The sequence below is a fragment of the Fulvivirga sediminis genome, from assembly GCF_016757215.1.
Classification (GTDB): Bacteria; Bacteroidota; Bacteroidia; order Cytophagales; family Cyclobacteriaceae; genus Fulvivirga; species Fulvivirga sediminis.
This window is the reverse complement of sequence record NZ_JAESIY010000012.1, coordinates 114,818-134,978: the sequence shown is the minus strand read 5'-3', so window position 1 is coordinate 134,978 and position 20,161 is coordinate 114,818. Positions and strand designations below refer to the sequence as shown.

Here is a 20,161-nt window from a genome sequence, read left to right as displayed (position 1 = left end):
TCTTCAAAATACATCCTTTAAGGTGGTGGTGTCAAGATTATGTAAATTGATGATTTAATTCCCTTATAATCATTCAGGACAAAGATTTGGCGGATTATGCTGATTTTTCTTGAGACTTGTTATGATCATCATTATCCGTTTAATCTTATCATCAGGGTTATCTGTGTTTCAGACTTTTACTTTCCAATACAAAATTTACTAAATATATTCGCTAACAAATCATCAGTAGTGATTTCTCCGGTGATCTCTCCTAAATAGTGTAGTGACTGTCTGATATCCATGGCCAAAAAGTCGCCGGTGATATTATTGCCAAGGCCATTGAGTACGTCTTGCAAGGCATTTCTGGTTTTTAGAAGATTGTCATAGTGTCGTATGTTGGTGACTATGGTGTTGCCAGATTTGAAATTATCAAGGTTAACCTCTTCAAGAATTCTATCTTTTAGAGCATCCAGATTTTCTTTGGTATTGGCAGCTATGAGTATTGATCCTTTTACTGTTTCTACAGCAGCCTTTAACTCTGGTTGCGCTTTGTCAATCTTGTTGCCCACCACTATAAAAGGTATGCCCATGTTTTCCAACTTGTTGATGTCTCGGTTAAAGTCTACAACATTGTCATTGGCCAGGTCAATCATATATATAATAAGAGAGGCCTTTTTCATTTGAGCTTGGGTGCGCTCTACACCAATTTTTTCTATGGTGTCTTCTGTCTCACGAATTCCGGCCGTATCTATAAATCTAAAAGTGATGCCGCCCAGATTGATTTCATCTTCAATAACATCTCGGGTAGTACCGGCTATGTCAGATACTATGGCTCTTTCTTCATTTAACAAAGCATTGAGCAATGTTGATTTACCAGCATTAGGCTTACCTGCTATCACGGTAGGTACTCCGTTTTTGATTACATTACCCAGGTCAAAGCTTTCAATCAGTGCATTGATCACTTTGAGTAGGTTGTTGATCAGCTGTTTCAAATCGTCTCTATCAGCAAACTCTACGTCTTCCTCACCAAAGTCTAACTCTAGCTCTATCATAGACGCAAAGTGTATCAGCTCCTCTCTCAATTGACGAATTTGCTCTGAGAAGCCACCGCGCATCTGGTTCAGCGCGGCTTCATGAGAAGCTGCAGAATCAGAATTGATCAGATCAGCCACCGCTTCGGCCTGAGCCAAATCAAACTGACCATTAAGGAAAGCTCGTTTGGTAAACTCACCCGGTAATGCCAGTCTGGAGCCGGCTGCGAGCAGCACTTTTATAATTTGCTTTACTATAAAAGGGGAGCCGTGGCAGCTGATCTCCACCACATTTTCTTTAGTGAATGATTTTGGACCTACGAACAATGAAACTACCACTTCATCAATAACCTTTTCTCCATCTCTTATAGTGCCGAAATGCAAAGTGTGTGTTGCTTGCTTTTCCAGGTCTTTACCTTTAAATACGCTGTTGCAGATTTTAATGGCATCATCGCCCGACAGCCTTATGACTGCTATCGCACCTACACCGGGTGCTGTAGAAAGGGCTACTATTGTATCTTCAGTGGATCCTATATGCTGACTCAAAATGTTTCCTTTTTAATTGATTGGCAAATGTAAGCACAATAGGGAACAGATGCACGGCTCAGCTGTTAGTATAACAGTGATAGGTGTATTCTTCGGCATAAATAATGCCGATGATGAAATACTAATAACTAAATACTACAATCTAAATAAGTAAATATGAAAGCGCTAATATTAAATGAATTTGAAGGGCCTTTAGAAGTTGTTACTAAAGAGAAGCCTGAGCCTAAAGAAGGAGAAGTTTTGGTGAGAATTAAGGCTGCGGGAATTAATCCTGTTGATGCTATGATCACCAATGGATATATGAAAGACAGAATGAAGCATCACTTTCCGTTAGTGCCTGGCTGGGAAATGGCTGGTGTGGTAGAGGAATGTGGCTACGGAGCTAGAAGATTCATGAATGGAGAAGAAGTATACGCTTATGCCAGAAGGCCAGAAGTAGGAGAGGGTACTTTTGCCGAATATATTTGTTTGCCAGAAAGTTATTTGTCTAAAAAGCCCGTTAACATCAGCTTTGAAGAGGCGGGTTCAGTGCCGCTTACTGGTCTTACCGCTTATCAATGCCTTTTTGATACCGGAAAACTGAAGCAAGAAGATGTTGTGCTGGTACTAGGGGCGTCTGGCGGTGTGGGTACATTTGCTATACAGCTCGCCAAGTATCATGGGTCTACCGTAGTGGCTGTAGCTAGCGAAGATAATCATACTTACCTTAAGGAGCTGGGTGCTGATTATTGTATTGATTATAAAAATCAGGATGTAGAGAAAGAGGTAAAGAATAAGTTTAAAGAAGGCGTGGACTTAGTGTTAGATGCAGTAGGAGGGGATACTACCGAAATTGGGGTTCAATGTATGAAGAAAGGTGGTAAAATAGTATCCATTGCCAACCCTGGAGAAGATATTGATGATCAGGTAGATTTCACCTTTGTCTTTGTAGAGCCTAACTCAAGACAGCTAGATCATATACGTGAAATTATAGAGGCTGGTAATATGAAAGTGCCTATGCAGAAGACGTATAAATTGGATGAAGTTAAGCATGCCTTTGAGCAAATTCTCTCTGGGCATACCACAGGTAAAATTGCCTTTTCTTTGAATTAGTTAAAGTTTGAAACACAGAAAGGTGGTTAGCTTACTTGAATAGAAAGGTCAAAGCTATTATATTAGGAGGTCGTTGAAGTTATCAACGACCTTTTTTAATATATCAAGTAGCAGTAAGTGAAGCATTTTTACTATTTTTTAAGCTGTTGTCTATTTTTTTGTACTCAAGTTCATGCTCAGGAAGATCCTGTAGCTCTGGCGGAAGAGTATCTACAACAAGCCAGTCAAATTTATTCCCAGCAGAAAGAAGCTATTGAAATAGCTAAAGAATTGTTTGTGAAAGCTGCCGAGCTAGATCCTAATAATGTGAAAGCAAACTGGATGGCAGGCCAGCTTTACCTAGAAACCATTAATAAAGATCAGGCGCTGAAGTACCTGCTGAGGGTCCAGGAAAAAAAACCATCTTACAGGTTTGATATATGGTATCAGATTGGGAGAGCCTATCATTATGGGCTAGATTTTAATCAGGCCTTGGATTATTATAAAAAATATGAACACAAGGTTACTAATGATAGGCATTATCGTGGTAGAGACCGAGTGCTGCCAGAAGATGTGCGCAGAAGAATTGTAGAATGTAATAACGGTAAGGAGATTATTAATCAGCCAGCTAGATATTCGGTGGAAGTTTTGGAGCCAGGCATCAATTCTGTATGGCCTGATTACGCCCCAGTAATGAATGAAGATGAAACCGTTATGATCTTTACCTCTCGCCGCCAAGAGGGGAACACTAGTGCGGATGTGGATAAGGATAATTTTTATTTTGAAGATATATTCATTTCCAGAAAAGTAGGGGGTAAATGGGGTGAGGCTGAAAATATAGGACCGCCCATTAATACAGCGTACCATGATGCTAATATTGCGCTTTCAGCAGATGGAAACAGGCTGTATTTGTATAAAGATGTGGGAAGAGGTGATATTTTTTATAGTGACTTTGTAAACGGTGAGTGGACAGAACCCAAATTTCTTACCGATAAAATTAATTCATCAGTTTATTCAGAAAATTCCATTACAGAAACATCCTCATCAGATGTGGTATTTTATACCAGTGATAGGCCGGGAGGTTTTGGCGGCATAGATATTTATATGTGCATTAAAGATGATAAAGGCCGCTGGTATAAATCTAAAAGCCTGGGGCCTGTAATTAATACTAAGTTTGATGAGGAAAGCCCTTTCTTGGCTTATGATGGGAAAACCCTTTATTTCAGTAGTGCCGGTCATAAGGGTTATGGAGGCTATGATATTTTTAAATCGGTATACGATAGCTTAAAAGGAGAATGGTCTGAGCCTCAAAACCTCGGTTATCCTGTAAATACACCTGATGATGAGATTTATTTCCGAGCCTCAAAAGATGGCAGAATAGGGTATTATAGCTCTGTGAGAGAAGGGGGCTTAGGTTTTACTGATATTTTTAGGGTGAAATATCATGGCTCTGGTAAGAAAATGTCAGGTTCAGAACTTATTGCTCAAGCTAAAAAAGAAAAAGAACGGGCTGAGATAGAAAACTTGAGTAGTGAAGAATCAAATGCTACTAATATGCCCAGTTTGCCTGTTGATGCGAAATTTGAAGCACATGAGATGAAGCTCATGGATCATGCACATCGTATTTATTTTAATGCTGCTCAAAGTGCTATTGATGAGGTCCATAGAGAAGAGCTAGATAGTATTATATCTTTACTGAATAAGTATAAAGTATTAGATATCAATATTTCAGGCTTTGCCAGTGCTGACGGTAATCCGAGGTATAACCTGCAGTTGTCTCAAAAACGTGCGCTCATAGTGTTAGATTATTTTGTGAGTCATGGCGTACCTGAAGAGCGGATAGTAGCACAAGGTTTTGGTGCTGTAAAAGCTGAGGGTGGTGGTGATCCTGAGGAAAATCGCAGAGCAGATGTAAGTATAGTAGCTAGGGAGTAGGTCGGTTATTTGAGAGGCAAAAAGGGGCGCGTCCATAGCTGGAGGCGCCCCTTTTTTTAAGTCTTTTCTAACTCTTCTTCTTTCACAATAAACAAAGGTATTTTTAGCTTATGCCTCACGCCGCTTACGGTGGTCCCGAATAAAATATCCATAAACCAACCATGGCCATGAGAGCCCATTACCAATAAGTCAGCATCGAAATTCTTCACCAGCTTAGGAATAGTTCTTTTAGGGTTTCCAAAGCCTAGTTGAGGTTTTACCTTGTAGCCTTTCTCTGCCATTTGCTCTACATACTTATTGAGGTATAGTGCATCTTGAGTGGATTCTAAGTCATGTATGTCGCTGCCCATTACAAAAGCACCCGCAGATTCTACAATATGGATTAAGCTATACTCAGCTTTATGACCGCCTTGGGATAGGGCGCTATTAATAGCCTTATTATCAATAGCTGAAAAGTCTACTGCAATGGCTATTCTTTTGTATTCTCTTTCTTTATGAAAATCAATAGGTAAATATGCTCCATGAGGTGTTCTGGTTTTAGGAGCGTTTTTGGAGGCTATTAAAGGTTTCAAGGTGATGTAAAGCAATAATGCTGTGATGGCTAGGGCTAATGGCACTACCGTGAGCCATAAGATGTAGGCATTGCTTCCTGACTCTGTCATCCATGTTTTTAATTCATCTATTACCAGCTTGGCATTAAGCACAACCACGATGGCTGCTATTATCCATGCGGCAATTTTTACCCATAGTTTAATCACAAATTCTCCCATCTTCTTTTTGTCTGATACAAAGTGTATCAGTGGGATTACGGCAAAGCCTAGTTGCAGACTAAGTACAACTTGGCTGAAAATAAGCATTTTGCCGGTTTCTTTTTCTCCATAGATATAGATGACCAGGAAAGCTGGAACGATGGCTATAAGGCGTGTTAAAAGCCTTCTGAGCCATGGTTGTATGCGTAGGTGTAGGTAGCCTTCCATTACGATCTGTCCTGCCAAGGTACCTGTGATGGTGGAGCTCTGTCCTGCGGCTATAAGGGCTACCGCAAATAAGATGGCGGCCCATTTAGAGCCAAGCATAGGAGATAGTAGTTTGTGTGCATCTTGTATCTCTGCAACATCGAACATTCCATTTCTGTGGAAGGTGGCAGCAGCAAGCACTAAGATGGCGGCGTTTACAAAAAAGGCCAGATTAAGGGCTACGGTAGAATCAATAATGTTAAAACGGATAGCAGACCATATTCCTTTAGGGGATGGGTTAATCTTTCTGGTTTGTACTAAGGAGGAGTGGAGGTAGAGGTTGTGAGGCATTACGGTAGCTCCTATGATACCAATGGCTATGTAAAGGGCATTATGGTTGGGGATGCTTGGGATAAAGCCTTGGGCGAGCTCGCCCATATCAGGCTGGGCGAAGATCATCTCTATGAGAAAGGCCCCTCCAATAATAGCTACCAAAGAGATGATGAAAGCCTCCATCTTACGCATGCCATAGGTTTGTAAGATGAGAAACAAAAAGGTGTCTGCTACGGTAAGGCTTACCCCCCAAAGCAGTGGCAGATCAAACAGAAGCTGAAGGCCAATGGCCATGCCCAATACCTCTGCCAGGTCAGTGGCAGCGATGGCAATTTCCGCTAAGATGTAGAGGCAGAAATTTACGAAACGAGGGTAGGTTGCGCGCGACGCCTGGGCCAGGTCCATCTTACGAACTAACCCCAGCCGAGCACTCAAACTTTGTAGTAAAATGGCCATCATGTTAGACATCAACAAGACCCATATCAGTGAGTATCCAAACTCACTTCCACCGGCTATATCAGTGGCCCAATTACCGGGGTCCATATAGCCTACACTTACCAGGTAGGCGGGGCCGATGAAGGCGAAAAGTTTTTTCCAAAATCCCTTTTTATTGGAGGCGTTGATAGAGGCATTTGCATCCCCTAAAGACTTCATTAAATCGTGCTTGTCTGAGATCATAATTTATTCCGTAATCCAAATATTTTCCGATACTTCTTTGGAGATAAAAACCGTCCTTTTATTGTCTATCAAAATTTCTAAAGAACCATCAAATTCTACCTTCTCTATCACCCTTATTTTAGCTCCGATATAGATACCCATTTTGTCTACATATTGTAGGAAAGAAGCGCTCGCATCTTTCACTGAAACTACTACTCCTTCTGCTCCATTTTCTACTGTAGAAAGTGGGGCCTGAGGCTTGGCTTTAAACTCTCCATTTTCATCAGGAATTGGGTCGCCATGAGGGTCGTATTTTGGGTGTCCTAAAAACTCATCAAGGCGCTTGATGAGGAGGGGAGATTTGATGTGCTCCAGCTGCTCTGCTACATCATGAACTTCATCCCAATTGAACTTCAATTTGTCTACCAAAAAGGCTTCCCATAGTCGGTGTTTTCTGATCACCTGAAGAGCAGCTTTTTGACCCTTGTCTGAGATCTTTACTCCATGATATTTTTGGTAACTCACCACTCCTTTAGCCGATAGTTTTTTGATCATGTCTGTGACGGACGCAGCCTTGGTGTTCATCACTTCAGCTATAGCATTAGTGGAGACAGGAGTGTTGCTTTCCTGAAACAAATGGTATATTTCTTTAAGATAATTCTCTTCTGTAAAACTTAGTACTAATTCCATATTTAATAGCAAATATATTGATTTAGATTTATCTAAAAAATATTTTTAGTTTAAATTAAATATTTTCAAAAAACTGCTATTATCGGAATATAATGGATATTTCTTCTATTTTTAGATTAGTCTAAAAATGAAATTTGATTTCAAAACATTCCTTTTTAAGCTGAATGCCGAGTGAAAAGATGATTTTCTGATCAAAAGCCGTATTCAATTTATGACTTAAATGATAGTGTTTAAGTATTTGATTTATAGAATATTATTAGATTCTATCTCAATAAGATTTGTAAGTTTATTTTCTTCAGAATACCATAATATTTCTTCTCCGGGAAGGGTGGAATAGAAATTTTCAGTCTGCTCCATTTTTGAGATTAATTCATGGTAATTCACCTCTCTAAAGTTGATGATAATGCCGGCGTTATACTGCTGACTTAGCTGCTCCCACCTTTCATGATTTTGCAAAATGATGGGTAACTGGTTGCCTAAATATTCATAAAGTTTAGTAGGCATGGAGTTGATGGTGCTCCTGTTTTTTGGGTAGCAAATTATGCCAAAATCTGCCTCTTGAATATGAGACAAAATGGTTTGGTGAGATACGAGTTGATCGCCTCCTATTAGAGTTATAAATGGACTATTTTTTAATTCTAATTTTACCCTTTTTAGCGTCTCTGGGAGAGAGCAAAATCCTACAATTTTCAGTTCTATTTTTGGGTTTAAATTATGCAGATTTTTCGCTAAAGAAATAGCCTCAAAAACACCTGTGCTTTCGGCGATAGTGCCGGAGAAAATCAGCCTGATTTTCTCGCTGTTTTCAAGAGTTTTTTCAGGCCTTTTTGTTGGTGTTTTAAAGTGCTGTTGAGGGAGGTATTTGTTCTCAATTATCGTATGTTTTTTTTTGCTAAAACTGAACTCTTCAGCGTACTGTTTTTCAGCCAAAATATAGTGATCAAAAAAGAGGGTGGAGAGGTATTCTTTAGCTCTCACGTAGCCTGCCAAAAGGGGTCTTAAAAGCAGAGGAAAAGTGGGGGTGAAGAGTAGATTTCTGAAGTAGTTTTCTCTTACATCATAAATGATTTTTGCCCCAAAAAATATTTTGTAAAGAGTGGTGGTCAGCAATAATTCATGAGAATTAATGATCACGATTTCAGGCCTCAATTCAATCAGTTTTTTAAGGAATTTGGAGGGGGCTAAGAGCCTGCTTGGGTGCAGTCTTTTGAAATGAAAAATAGGATGGAATTTGATATTTGATTCTTTAGGAAGTTTTTTTGAGTAAAACCCTATGATATTAATATCATATTTAGTTGTTTGGTCTAATGAAAGGCCAAACTTTTCATACATTCTAGTGTCATCTACAGGTTTTAGTATAGAGCCGATGACAAGTTTGTGTTTTTTCATCAGAGGTAATGATAATAGATTAATTAATAATTGTTAATGGAATTAAAAGAAATTGTAGAAAACGCCTGGGACGATCGGTCGTTGTTGAAAGAAAAAGATGTTCAAATAGCAGTAAAAACTATTGTAGGCGAGCTGGACGCTGGAGCCAAAAGAGTAGCGGAATTTAATGGTTCTGAATGGGTAGTTAACGACTGGATTAAGAAGGCTGTGATCTTATATTTTCCACTCATGAAAATGCAGACTATAGAGGTTGGTCCTTTTGAGTTTCATGATAAGATAAAGCTTAAAAATAATTATGAGAAGTTGGGAGTGAGAGTAGTGCCTCATGCTATTGCTCGTTATGGATCTTTCTTAAATAAGGGGGTGGTTATGATGCCTTCTTATGTAAACATAGGAGCTTATGTAGACGAAGGTACCATGGTAGACACCTGGGCTACTGTAGGTAGTTGTGCACAAATTGGTAAAAATGTTCATTTATCTGGTGGAGTAGGTATTGGTGGCGTGCTAGAACCCGTGCAGGCTGCACCAGTTATTATAGAGGATAATGCCTTTATTGGTTCAAGATGTATAGTAGTAGAAGGAGTACATGTAGGAAAAGAGGCTGTACTGGGAGCAAATGTGGTGCTTACAGGCAGTTCTAAAATTATAGATGTAACAGGAAGTGAGCCAGTAGAAATGAAGGGGCATGTGCCAGAAAGATCAGTGGTGATACCAGGATCATATACCAAGAAGTTTCCTGCAGGAGAATTTCAGGTACCATGTGCGCTAATTATCGGTAAAAGGAAAGAAAGCACCGATAAAAAAACCTCTTTAAATGACGCATTACGAGAAAATAATGTAGTCGTATAGAGTCTGGCACTTACTTTGTTCTTTGGTATGGTATAAACGAATAATAGATGCCATGAAGAACTTATTACAACTTGCACTAGTATTTATAACCTTTTCTGCTTTTACGGTGGGAGATGAAGGTGTTTATACCGATGTTCCTAATGAGAGCTTTTACACAGGAGAGAAACTCACCTACAAAGTCACTTTTGGGATCTTTTCTATTGGTGAAGCAGAAATGGTTATTCAAGACAACTTCTACAAAGTAAACCATAGGGATTGTTATAAAATAGATGTTTATGGCAAAACCACAGGTATGGTAGACTGGGTAGCTAAAGTAGATGACCACTGGGGGGCATATGTAGATTCTGCTGCACTAGTTCCACATATTTCCTATCGAAATATTAAGGAGGGTAATTACCGTAAAAATGAAGTGATCAGGTTTGATCATCGCTCTAATCAGATAGAAGCTAAAGTAAAGGACAAGAAGACTGGCGAATATAAAGAGCCCAATTACTACTACGCTCCTGAAAATATCCGAGACATGCTGGCTGGGTACTTGTACCTGAGAACTATGGACTTTTCAAAAATGAAGAAGGGTGATAGATTTACTATGAGCGGATTTTTTGAAGATACCTTCTATGAGCTGGATGTAGAATACAAAGGAACTGAGAAAGTCAAAACAAAAGCAGGTAAGTTTAAAGCTATCAAGCTGGCCCCTATTATGCCTGATAATAAATTGTTTGATGGAGAAGATTCCATATTAGTGTGGATTTCAAATGATAAAAATAAAATTCCATTGAAAATAGAGGCCAAGATGTTTATTGGTAGTACCGGATTAGAGCTTAGCGATTATAAGAACTTAAGAAATGACCTTAATAAATTGAATTAATATTAAACTTAGAATTATATCGAACCTAAACTTACTACATGTACGCTGTAACACTATCGTTGATTTTGTGGTCGCAGTTGGTATTTAACTACAATCAATCGGTAGGGGTGAAAAAGGAAGTGCTGCATTTCAAATCTTCAGATGGAGTGGAGATGTCAGCAGATTTTTACTTTGTTAGAAAACGCACCTCACCTCTTATTATTTTGTTTCATCAGGCTGATTGGAGTCGGGGTGAATACATGGAGATAGCTCCCAGGCTCAATGCGCTGGGGTATAGCTGCCTGGCTGTAGATCTTCGCTCAGGAGGGTCTGTTAATGATGTGCAAAATGAAACTAACATTAATGCATTAAAAGCTTCTAAAAATACTCGCTATGTAGACTCTTACAGAGATATGGAGACTGCTGTAAAGTATGCCAGAGCCCATCTTACTAAAGGAAAGATAATTGTTTGGGGTAGTTCATATTCATCATCTTTGGCTCTTAAGATGGCCGGAGAGATGGCTGATGACGTGGATGCCGTTATTGCTTTTTCTCCAGGAGAATACTTTTCATCGCAAGGAGTAGGTCGTGATTATATTACATCCGGAGCCTCAAAGATAACTCAGCCCGTATTTGTGACCTCTGGTAGAAGTGAAAAAAACAATTGGTGGGGTATTTACGTGGCTATTCCTTCAGCTAATAAGAAATATTATCTGCCAGAAACACCCGGTAATCATGGAGCAAAAGCTTTGTGGAGTGAATATCAGGACTCTGACGGATATTGGAGTGCACTATCAGATTTTTTGAAATCAATTTGATGATTTTATTCTTACATTTGCCCTTTACATGTAAATCAGCGTATTATTAATACCTATTTTTATAACTTTTTAATTATGCAGAAAACATTTGTAGTAGTACTATTGGCCCTCATTATCTTTAGCTGTAAAGACGAAAGATCAGAGTTAGGCGATAAATATTTTAAAAAGGGTGATTATGCCAAGGCAGTAGAGGCCTATACCGAATACCTGAAACTAGAGCCTGCTCATGTAAAGTCTTTATATAATAGGGGTAGAGCTTATGAGGAATTAGGCCAAAGTGAAAAAGCGGTGGCAGACTTTAAAAAAGTACTTAGCGAAGATCCAATGAACGCCAATGCTTACATGAGTTTAGCGAGCGATTTTTATTATAGACAAAATGATTATGAGAATACAGTTTTTTATGTTGATAAATCATTGAAGTATGATGAAAATAATGCTTCAGCATATACATTAAAAGGGAAGGCTTTTCAAAAGCTTGGGCAATTAGACCAAGCCTTAACGGCTTATAATGATGCACTCAGTGTTGATAAGCAATATGCAGATGCTTACCTTTCAAGAGGACTACTAAACGTTGTAAAGAAAAGACGTAGCCAGGCATGTTCAGATTTTAAGATGGCTAAGTCTCTTGGAGCCTCTAATTCAGATCAAGTCTTAAAGAAATATTGTAACTAGATTTAGTTTACCAAAGGAATTATTGTGAGTAAAGCCATCTCTTTAAAGAGTTGGCTTTTTTTGTAGGGTAAAACTAAAATTATTGTTAAAATAATTTAATATTAAGAATTAAATTTGCCAAAAATAATTAGGTGTAGAATAATAAATCTATTATATTGGATTCATGGAAATAAAATTTCCCTATTTCAACCTTTACCACCTAATAGTCTTTTTCGGTTTTACTTAGCTTGGATCTCGTATCTGACTCGGACACTGAAAAAAGACTAATCATTTTTTCACATCTTGGGAAATCCTTCCCTTTCAAATTTTCTAACTATTTGAATTAGTTCATATTCAGGCCGGGTAAGTTTTCAACCTAATTTCTAACAACCAGATTATTACCCTAAATACTATTCTATCTGTCACATTAAGTGACCTGATACAGCTATGCGGGTGTATTAATCAATCTAAAACCAACTAAATGAAAAACATCTATATTGATAGAGCCATGCTGTATAGGCATTGGCTGTTTTTATTGGGGTTAATGATGCTGCCTTTTCTGCTTGCGGCACAATCTAACCCTAATAATAAAACCTTGAGATTAAAGCTGACCGAGCAAGCAGCGGCCAGTATTGAAAAGTCCAGTTTAAATAAATCCAGCAAAGGATATGTAGTAACTGGTTTCCCTGCCTTAGATGCTTTAAATGCAAAGAGTAATACTGTTTCTATGAAAAGAGTTTTTGCTCATGGAGGTAAGTATGAAGCAAAGCACCGTAAATATGGCCTTCATCTTTGGTATGAAATTTCATATCCGGAATCTTCGGCTAATAAATCTATGGAGTCTGTAAGAAGTGCTTACGAACGACTCCCTGAGGTACAGATAGCTGAGGTCTTTTTAGAGAAAAAGCGCAGCGTTGAAGAGTCTTCTATGAAGGCTGCTGGCGTAAATACCTTGGATACTCTGGCTGATGACCCTCAGCTGGATTTACAATGGCATTATAATAATACTGGCCAGACAGGAGGTACTGCAGGTGCTGACATCAGCCTGTTTCAGGCATGGGGACTTGAAACGGGTAGTAACGATGTTATAGTAGCTGTAATAGATGGTGGTATTGATGTAGATCATGCTGATCTAGAGGGTAATATGTGGGTCAATGATGGAGAGATTCCTGGTAATGGCATTGATGATGATGATAACGGATACATTGATGATATTAATGGTTATAATTTCGCTGATGGTACAGGACAGATACCAGGAGATACTCATGGTACTCATGTGGGTGGAACTGTAGCTGCTGAAACCAATAATGGCGTAGGAGTAGCTGGTGTAGCTGGTGGTAGCGGGGCTGACGATGGTATAAGGCTTATGAGTTGTACTACATTTGGTGTTACTACTAGTGGTGGTTTTGATGTGGCCTTTATTTATGCTGCTGATAATGGTGCCGTTATTGCCCAAAATAGCTGGGGTTATACTAGCCCTGGTAATTTTGAACAATCAGTGCTTGATGCTATCGACTATTTTATAGCAGAGGCTGGTTATGATGAAAATGGTAATCCATATGGTCCTATGCAAGGGGGGGTTGTTATTTTTGCAGCCGGTAACAGTGGTTCTGATAATGAGTGGTACCCTGGATATTATGAGCCGGTTTTGGCTGTAGCGGGTACTGATCATAATGATAATCAATATACTGGATCTAACCGCGGCGATTGGGTGGAAGTAGCAGCACCAGCTGTTAATGTTTATAGTACACTGCCTAACAATCAATACGGATCATTAACAGGTACTTCAATGGCTTGCCCGCATGTAAGTGGGGTGGCTGCTTTGATAGTATCTAAGTTTGCTGGTAATATTACACCTCAGCAAGTGTGGAGTCGCATAATTGAGACTGCCGATGAATTATCAAGCTTGCCTGCCGGGTTTGGATCAGGACGTTTAAATGCTTTCAATGCCCTTCAGGAGAATGATGGTACCGCACCAGAGCCGATTGATGATTTGGCGGTTGCTGATGTTTATCAAAACTCAATAATACTAACTTGGACAGCTCCTTCTGATCCTGGTAATGGTTCAGCCAGTATTTACGATATCAGATATTCTACAGAGCCGATTACGGAAGAGAACTTTAGCGATGCCACTCAGGTAGGAGATGAGCCTTCACCAAGTTCTGCAGGTACGTTAGAAGAATTTGAAATAGATGGATTAAGGGCAAGCTCTACTTTCTATTTTGCAATTAAGTCAGCAGACTTTTTTGGTAATGTTTCTGAAATTTCAAACATAGCTAGTGGTACTACAGAAAACGCTCCAGTGATTTCTATTGTGCCTGAATCACTAGATATTGATATTAACGTTATGCAAAATCCGGTAGCAACAGCTGATATAACTTTAATGAATGAAGGTGACGGAGCCAATCTGGAATATACTATGTCTGCTGCTATTGTAAGCCAAAGCCAGTCTTTTACCTCTAAGCTATATCCAGGAGAGGGATTGAAAAGAATGGATATGCAGCTTTATGGTGTGGGTAATACTGCCGAAGGAATAAGCACAAAAACGGCAGGAGTATCAAGAACTTCCAAATATCATCCTTATGCTGATGCTATCGATGCCATTGATTCAATTGCATACGATGAGCCAGATAATGTTGCGGAAGATTTTGTAGGACTTACCAATGGCAATGCATTTACCAGTGCGGTAAGATTTGATGTAGAACAAGCTGTTTTTACATTAACTCATGTTAAAAATTTATTCAGAACGGAGACATTAGCGGAGCCTACTACCATAGTGGAAATTTACTCAGGAGAGAATTTAGGATCTATGGAATTGCTTCTTTCTCAAGAAGTGAACCTTGCTAGTGAGGAAGGAGAATATTTTACTATTCCGCTAGAGGTACCTCAGACTTTTTACGAAGGGGATGTATTCTGGGTGGTAGCTAAATTTCCAACAGGAATTATGTACCCTCAAGGTTTTGATACAGATATAACCCCAAGGCCTAATACTTTCTTCTATAGTGCAGATGGAGGATCTAGCTATAGCAGCCTTCCTTATGCTTTAAAGGTAAGAGCACTAAGTGCTTCAGGTCTTGGAGTCGATTGGATTACATTTGATCCTGTAAGAGGCTCTGTGGCTCCCGGAGAATCTGAGGAAGTAACTATCACATTCGATGCTTCATCAATAGGTAATGGAGAGTACGGAGTAAAGATTATTGCAGATAATAATGATCCTTCTAATTCTAAAGCCAGTATTCCTGCTACAGTTACTGTAAGTGGTCAGATGCCTGATTTAGTTACAGATATACAGTTTTTGGAGTTTGGTAGTGTCTTAATAGGTAACACTAAGGAGATGGCCGTAAGCATAGTAAATGATGGTTTCGGAGATCTAGAGCTTACTGATGTTTCAGTAGAAGGTTTTGCTTTTGATGTTGAACCATCTTCTTTATCATTGGCTCCTGGAGAGGAGGCAGCATTAATTGTGTCATTCAGTCCTTCTTACGCCGGCAATATTAATGGTACATTAAATATTACTAGTAATGATCCTTCGGAAGGTTCTTTAGAGATACCATTGGTAGGGGTGGGAACATCACCTCCAGTAATAGGAGTTACTCCTGAAGAGGTAATTTCAGCCACACTTGATGTTGGGGATAGTACTACTAAGACTATTGAAATTATTAACTATGGTAACTATCCACTTACTTTCTCTTTTCCTGAATTAGCAGTAGAAAGATTATTGTCAGATACTAGTATAGAGAAAAACAATACTTCAAAAATAGAAACCATAGAGCTTTCTAGTAAAGATGAAGTAGATTCTAGAAGAGGTCATCCGGTGTTATTAGGAGCAGGAGAAGATCTTGACTTTGGTTACCGATGGATAGATAGCGATGAAGAAGGAGGTCCTTTATATACATGGGATGATATATCTTCTACTGGTACCGAAATCATTGAAGGAAGTGATGATGGATCAACCGAAATAGAGTTGCCATTTACCTTTGAGTTTTACGGTGAGGAGAAGAATAGGGTTATAATAAGCTCTAACGGTTATCTTACTTTTGGTACTGATGGAACTGATTATACCAATGATCAAATTCCTTCAGAGGATGATCCTAATGATTTCATTGCTCCTTTCTGGGATGACTTGCGCCCTTCATCTGAAAGAGGAAATATTTACTATCAAGTGAAATCGGGTAGACTAATTGTTCAATATCAGGAAGTAGGGAACTATGCTTCTTCTGGTACAGCTACATTTCAGGTGGTATTATACAGCAACGGAAGTATCAATTTCTTCTATAGCAGTATGAGCACTCTAAATGATAATCAAAGTGCTACCGTAGGAATTGAAAATGCCGATGCTACTGATGGTTTGCAGGTTGTGTTTAATAACGCTTTCGTGAAAGATAGTCTTGCAGTATCTATTATGCCTCCTCAACCCGAGTTTATTACTGATGCTGATCCTTTAATAGGTGTAGTGCCAGTTAATTCTTCTGTAAGTGTAGAGGTGACGTTAAATGCCACTGGTCTTTATGATGGAGAGTATACCAGTAATTTATTAATTGCAAGTAATGATCCTTTCAACCCTGTGGTGGAAGTGCCTTTTGAGCTTACTGCAATAGGTTATCCTTTAATACATGTAGAGCCAGAATCCATAGAATTTGACACATTGTTTATTGATGCCTCGCAGCAGGCCACTATCTCTGTGATCAATGAGGGCTCTAAAGCATTGGAAGTATCCAGTATGACTAACAGTAGCTCAGCCTTTGAGGTAGAGTTTGATGGCCCTGTATCAATTGAGCCAGGAAGTGGCATTAACGTCCCTGTGATATTTTCGCCTGAGTCGGAAGGTTTATTCACTGATGAGGTAGTTATCAATAGTGACGATTCTGACGGTAACGAGATGTTAACAGTGTCATTGTCGGGTGTAGGAGTTACTCCGCCAGCAATAGTAGTGTCGCCAGATTCAATATTTGCTTCTGTAGAAGCAGGAGAAATGGCCTATGATACCATAACCATAGAAAATACAGGTGGCTATGAGTTAATCTATTCACTAGCTGGTACTTACTGGTTTAAAGCTGAGGTAGTACAGCAAGCTTCTAATGCTCCTATCATCGATTTTGGAAATATTTACCTTTCCAAAGAAGATGAAGATACACGTACAGGACACCCCGTAAGAAGTGGAGCTGGATCTGATAATAGCTTTGGTTATACTTGGGCGGATAATAAAAATGGATCAGGCCCGAGTTATGACTGGCATGATATTGAAGATTCGGGAGTAGATATTACTGATGATGTGCTTTCAGGAATATTTGCAGATGGAGATGTTCAAGTGCCAATAGGATTTGACTTTAATTTCTATGGAAATACCTATGATTCAGTATGGGTATCGGCCAATGGACTATTAAGCTTTTCAGAAATTAGTGGTGGTACCGCATCTAATTCTCAGATACCTACAGCCAATAGTATAAATAATATTATTGCAGGTTTGTGGGATGACCTTGAGCCTGGAGCTATATCAGGAACGGTTGTTTATGAATCTTCTGACGATATGTTGATTGTGCAGTTTACAGATGTGGCTCGTTATGGTTCATCTTCAGAAGGTACCGTTACTTTCCAGATGATCATTTATAAAAACGGCAATATTAAGCTGCAATATGCTGATGTAGAAACAGCTAGCTTCCTTAATCAATCTACTATAGGTATTGAAAACGCTACAGGTACTGATGGTGCTCAGGTAGCTTTCAATACAGCATACTTGGAAGATGAGCTTGTGGTATTATTTGAGCCGCCAGTAATGGGTAAAGTGGCTCCTGGTGAAATGGTAACTGTAGCAGTTACTTTGGATGCTTCTGATCTTAATGATGGTGTTTATGAAGATGATGTAATCATTAGTAGTAATGATCCTGAAACGCCAGAAGTATCTATACCAGTGACGCTTACAGTAAGTGGAATGCCTGATTTAGTGGCTCTTCCTGATACATTAGATTTCGGAGAAGTGTATGTTCACGAAGATTCTGTATTCAGCAAAACAATGGAAGTAACGCTTTCTAACCCTGGTTCTAAGGTGCTTACAGTAGATTCATTATTTGTTGATGGATCAGGCTTTGTGGTGGAAGGTGAGGCTCCATTTACATTGGATCCTGATGATGAGCTAACGCTTAGTGTGACCTTTATGCCAGAGTCGTTAATGGAGTATAGTGCAAGTCTTATATTTTACAGTGATAGTAAATCTGACAGCACATATGCTGTAACCTTATTAGGAGAGGGAGTGGCCCCTCCAGTATTTACTGCTACCATACCTGGAGACTCTCTTTATATTGAGTTAAAAAGTGATGAAGTGGTATCTGATTATATTACAGTAGCCAATAACGGTGGTAGCTTACTTACTTACGATGCTACGGTGCAATACAGCCTGGGAGCCAATGCTTCTAGCTTTGCCAAAGTGCCAAAGTATGCTCATATCACTGCATCTGATGCGCCTATTGGTCTTGCTCATGCTAAGCCGGTAATATCTGCAGCGAGAATGGATGATGAAGGAATTGAGTTCACTGATTCTATAGCTTATGATCCAAACTTGACAGCTGAGGATTATGTGGGTATACCAGATGAAACATTACCATTTTCATCAGCTACTAAGTTTGAAGCTCCTGCTTCTGGATTTACTCTTACTCATGTGAGAAACTTCTTCAGAACAGAAGGTAGTACAGATCCTGTGGTAATGGAAGTATATGCTGGTGGAGACAATCCTGTTCTTGGAGAGCTTGTAACTTCACAAGAGATACCAACAGGTACTACTGATGGTCAATTTGAGTTGATATCTTTAAATTCACCTCAATCATTTGATGAAGGAGAAGTATTCTGGGTAGTATTCCATTATCCTGTAAGCATCATCTATTCTCAAGGTATTAATAGTAATATTTCGGGAGTAGAAGGCTTGTTTATGTATAGCAACAACGGAGGAGTCAGTTTCACACCTGCTGAAGTTGATATTCCAGGGGTGGCCTTTAAAGTGAGAGCTTTAGAGTCAGTTTCTCCTTGGTTAACTCTAGATCCTGAAGCAGGTGAAGTAGCTCCTGCAGAAGAAGAGCAAATAGAAGTGACTGTAAGTGCTGCTGATGCAGGCCCAGGTGATCACTCTGCTAGTATCACAATAGCCAGCAATGATCCTTTTAATCCTTTGGTGCAAATTCCGGTACAAGTGCATGTTAATCAGGTGCCTGAGTTTGTAGAATATCCTACAGATACTGTTTCAGTATATGAGTCAAAGGAAATATCTATTACGTTTAAGGCTGAAGATTATGATGGAGAAATATTAGTATACACTCTTGAAGAGATGTACCCTAATGTTACTTTTAAGGCATCTGCAGACTCTGCTGTGCTGAAATTTAAGCCTGATTTTGAGCAAAGTGGATATTATACCTTTACGGTAGCTGCCATTGATAATTCACTGGAAACCACTACAGTTTCTTTTGTAGTAGAAGTAATAGATGTGAACAGACCTCCTATGATAGTGGGGCAAATTCCTATTCAGAAATACAATATGGGTGGAGGAACAGATATAATTGATCTTTCAGCTTATATTACTGACCCTGATATGGAACCTCTTACTTACACAGTTACGGCTATTAACGATGCCGTTGTAGATGTAGATATAGAAGGTAAACTTTTATTCATTACTCCGCTAAAACAAGGAAAGACCTATGTAAGTATTATAGCTTCTGACGAAGATGGTGATATGGTAGGTACTTCATTTGAAGTGAGAGTAAGAAAAGCAAATGCCAGCCCAGTGGTAGTTAAACAAACTGAAAATCAGGATTTCACAGCAGATCTGGAATCTGTAGTGTTCAATCTTTCTGAAATGTTTGAAGACCCGGATGGGGATGTACTTTCTTATAATGCACTATCAAGTGATGAAGATGTAGTAACTGTAGTCTTGGCTGAAGATATGCTTATTTTAGTGAAGCATAACTCAGGAGAGTCTGAAATAACGGTAGACGCCCAAGATGGTAAAGGAGGAGCAGTTTCAACTACTTTCCTTACTAAAGTAGGTAGAGTTACAGGCGTAGAAGGTGCTTTCAGTGGAAATGAAATTGGCTTGACCAGTTATCCTAATCCTATGTATGCTACCTCTACACTTCGTTATTCTCTTGATGAAGCTAGTGATGTAAATGTACAAATTCTTACTACCGATGGTAGAATGATTCGTACTATTATAAATGAAAAGCAGATGGCCGGAGATCATGATGTAATGCATGACAGAAAAGGTCTGAGAGAAGGTTTGTATCTGTATCGTATTCAAGTTGGCGATCAGGTATTTTATAGAAGGTTAGCAGTATCTAACCAGTAATCAACTTAAACTAAACCTAAGAGCCCGGCTTTTGCCGGGCTTTTTTTATTGTTGCCATTCCTGTAATTTCTTCCCAATTACTT

11 protein-coding genes are annotated in these 20,161 nt (G+C 39.2%); 7 read left to right on the top strand and 4 right to left on the bottom strand.

Annotation, left to right across the window (positions count from 1 at the left end; genetic code table 11):
• Positions 1 to 176 precede the first annotated feature (176 nt).
• Complete coding sequence (mnmE, locus tag JL102_RS19720; RefSeq protein WP_202246182.1) at positions 177 to 1,556, bottom strand: tRNA uridine-5-carboxymethylaminomethyl(34) synthesis GTPase MnmE; 1,380 nt, start codon at positions 1,554 to 1,556, stop codon at positions 177 to 179.
• A gap of 156 nt (positions 1,557 to 1,712) precedes the next feature.
• Here mnmE and JL102_RS19715 point away from each other — a divergent pair, with 156 nt between their 5' ends.
• On the top strand, positions 1,713 to 2,648 hold the full coding sequence (locus tag JL102_RS19715) for an NADP-dependent oxidoreductase (RefSeq protein ID WP_202246181.1): 936 nt from the start codon (positions 1,713 to 1,715) through the stop codon (positions 2,646 to 2,648).
• Between the two features lie 117 nt (positions 2,649 to 2,765).
• Positions 2,766 to 4,562, top strand: a complete 1,797-nt coding sequence (locus JL102_RS24045) for an OmpA family protein (RefSeq protein WP_202246180.1) — start codon at positions 2,766 to 2,768, stop codon at positions 4,560 to 4,562.
• A gap of 56 nt (positions 4,563 to 4,618) precedes the next feature.
• Here the strand turns inward: JL102_RS24045 and JL102_RS19705 are convergent, their stop codons facing one another.
• The 3 genes from JL102_RS19705 to JL102_RS19695 all read right to left on the bottom strand — a co-directional run bounded on the left by JL102_RS19705 (position 4,619) and on the right by JL102_RS19695 (position 8,587).
• A complete protein-coding gene (locus tag JL102_RS19705; RefSeq protein ID WP_202246179.1) occupies positions 4,619 to 6,529 on the bottom strand; it encodes an Nramp family divalent metal transporter in 1,911 nt (636 codons plus the stop codon).
• 3 nt (positions 6,530 to 6,532) lie between these two features.
• The gene (locus tag JL102_RS19700; RefSeq protein ID WP_202246178.1) at positions 6,533 to 7,198 is read right to left on the bottom strand and encodes a metal-dependent transcriptional regulator; all 666 of its coding nucleotides are present in this window, start codon (positions 7,196 to 7,198) and stop codon (positions 6,533 to 6,535) included.
• A gap of 243 nt (positions 7,199 to 7,441) precedes the next feature.
• Complete coding sequence (locus tag JL102_RS19695; RefSeq protein WP_202246177.1) at positions 7,442 to 8,587, bottom strand: glycosyltransferase; 1,146 nt, start codon at positions 8,585 to 8,587, stop codon at positions 7,442 to 7,444.
• A gap of 36 nt (positions 8,588 to 8,623) precedes the next feature.
• Here JL102_RS19695 and JL102_RS19690 point away from each other — a divergent pair, with 36 nt between their 5' ends.
• The 5 genes from JL102_RS19690 (at position 8,624) to JL102_RS19670 (ending at position 20,078) form a co-directional block, all read left to right on the top strand.
• Positions 8,624 to 9,436, top strand: coding sequence for a 2,3,4,5-tetrahydropyridine-2,6-dicarboxylate N-succinyltransferase (locus tag JL102_RS19690; protein WP_202246176.1), 813 nt, complete (start codon positions 8,624 to 8,626; stop codon positions 9,434 to 9,436).
• A 52-nt stretch (positions 9,437 to 9,488) separates the two neighbouring features.
• Positions 9,489 to 10,304, top strand: a complete 816-nt coding sequence (locus tag JL102_RS19685; protein ID WP_202246175.1) for a DUF3108 domain-containing protein — start codon at positions 9,489 to 9,491, stop codon at positions 10,302 to 10,304.
• Between the two features lie 38 nt (positions 10,305 to 10,342).
• On the top strand, positions 10,343 to 11,101 hold the full coding sequence (locus JL102_RS19680; protein WP_202246174.1) for an alpha/beta hydrolase: 759 nt from the start codon (positions 10,343 to 10,345) through the stop codon (positions 11,099 to 11,101).
• A 75-nt stretch (positions 11,102 to 11,176) separates the two neighbouring features.
• Positions 11,177 to 11,773, top strand: coding sequence for a tetratricopeptide repeat protein (locus JL102_RS19675; RefSeq protein WP_202246173.1), 597 nt, complete (start codon positions 11,177 to 11,179; stop codon positions 11,771 to 11,773).
• 460 nt (positions 11,774 to 12,233) lie between these two features.
• Complete coding sequence (locus JL102_RS19670; protein WP_202246172.1) at positions 12,234 to 20,078, top strand: Ig-like domain-containing protein; 7,845 nt, start codon at positions 12,234 to 12,236, stop codon at positions 20,076 to 20,078.
• The last annotated feature ends 83 nt before the right edge of the window (positions 20,079 to 20,161 follow it).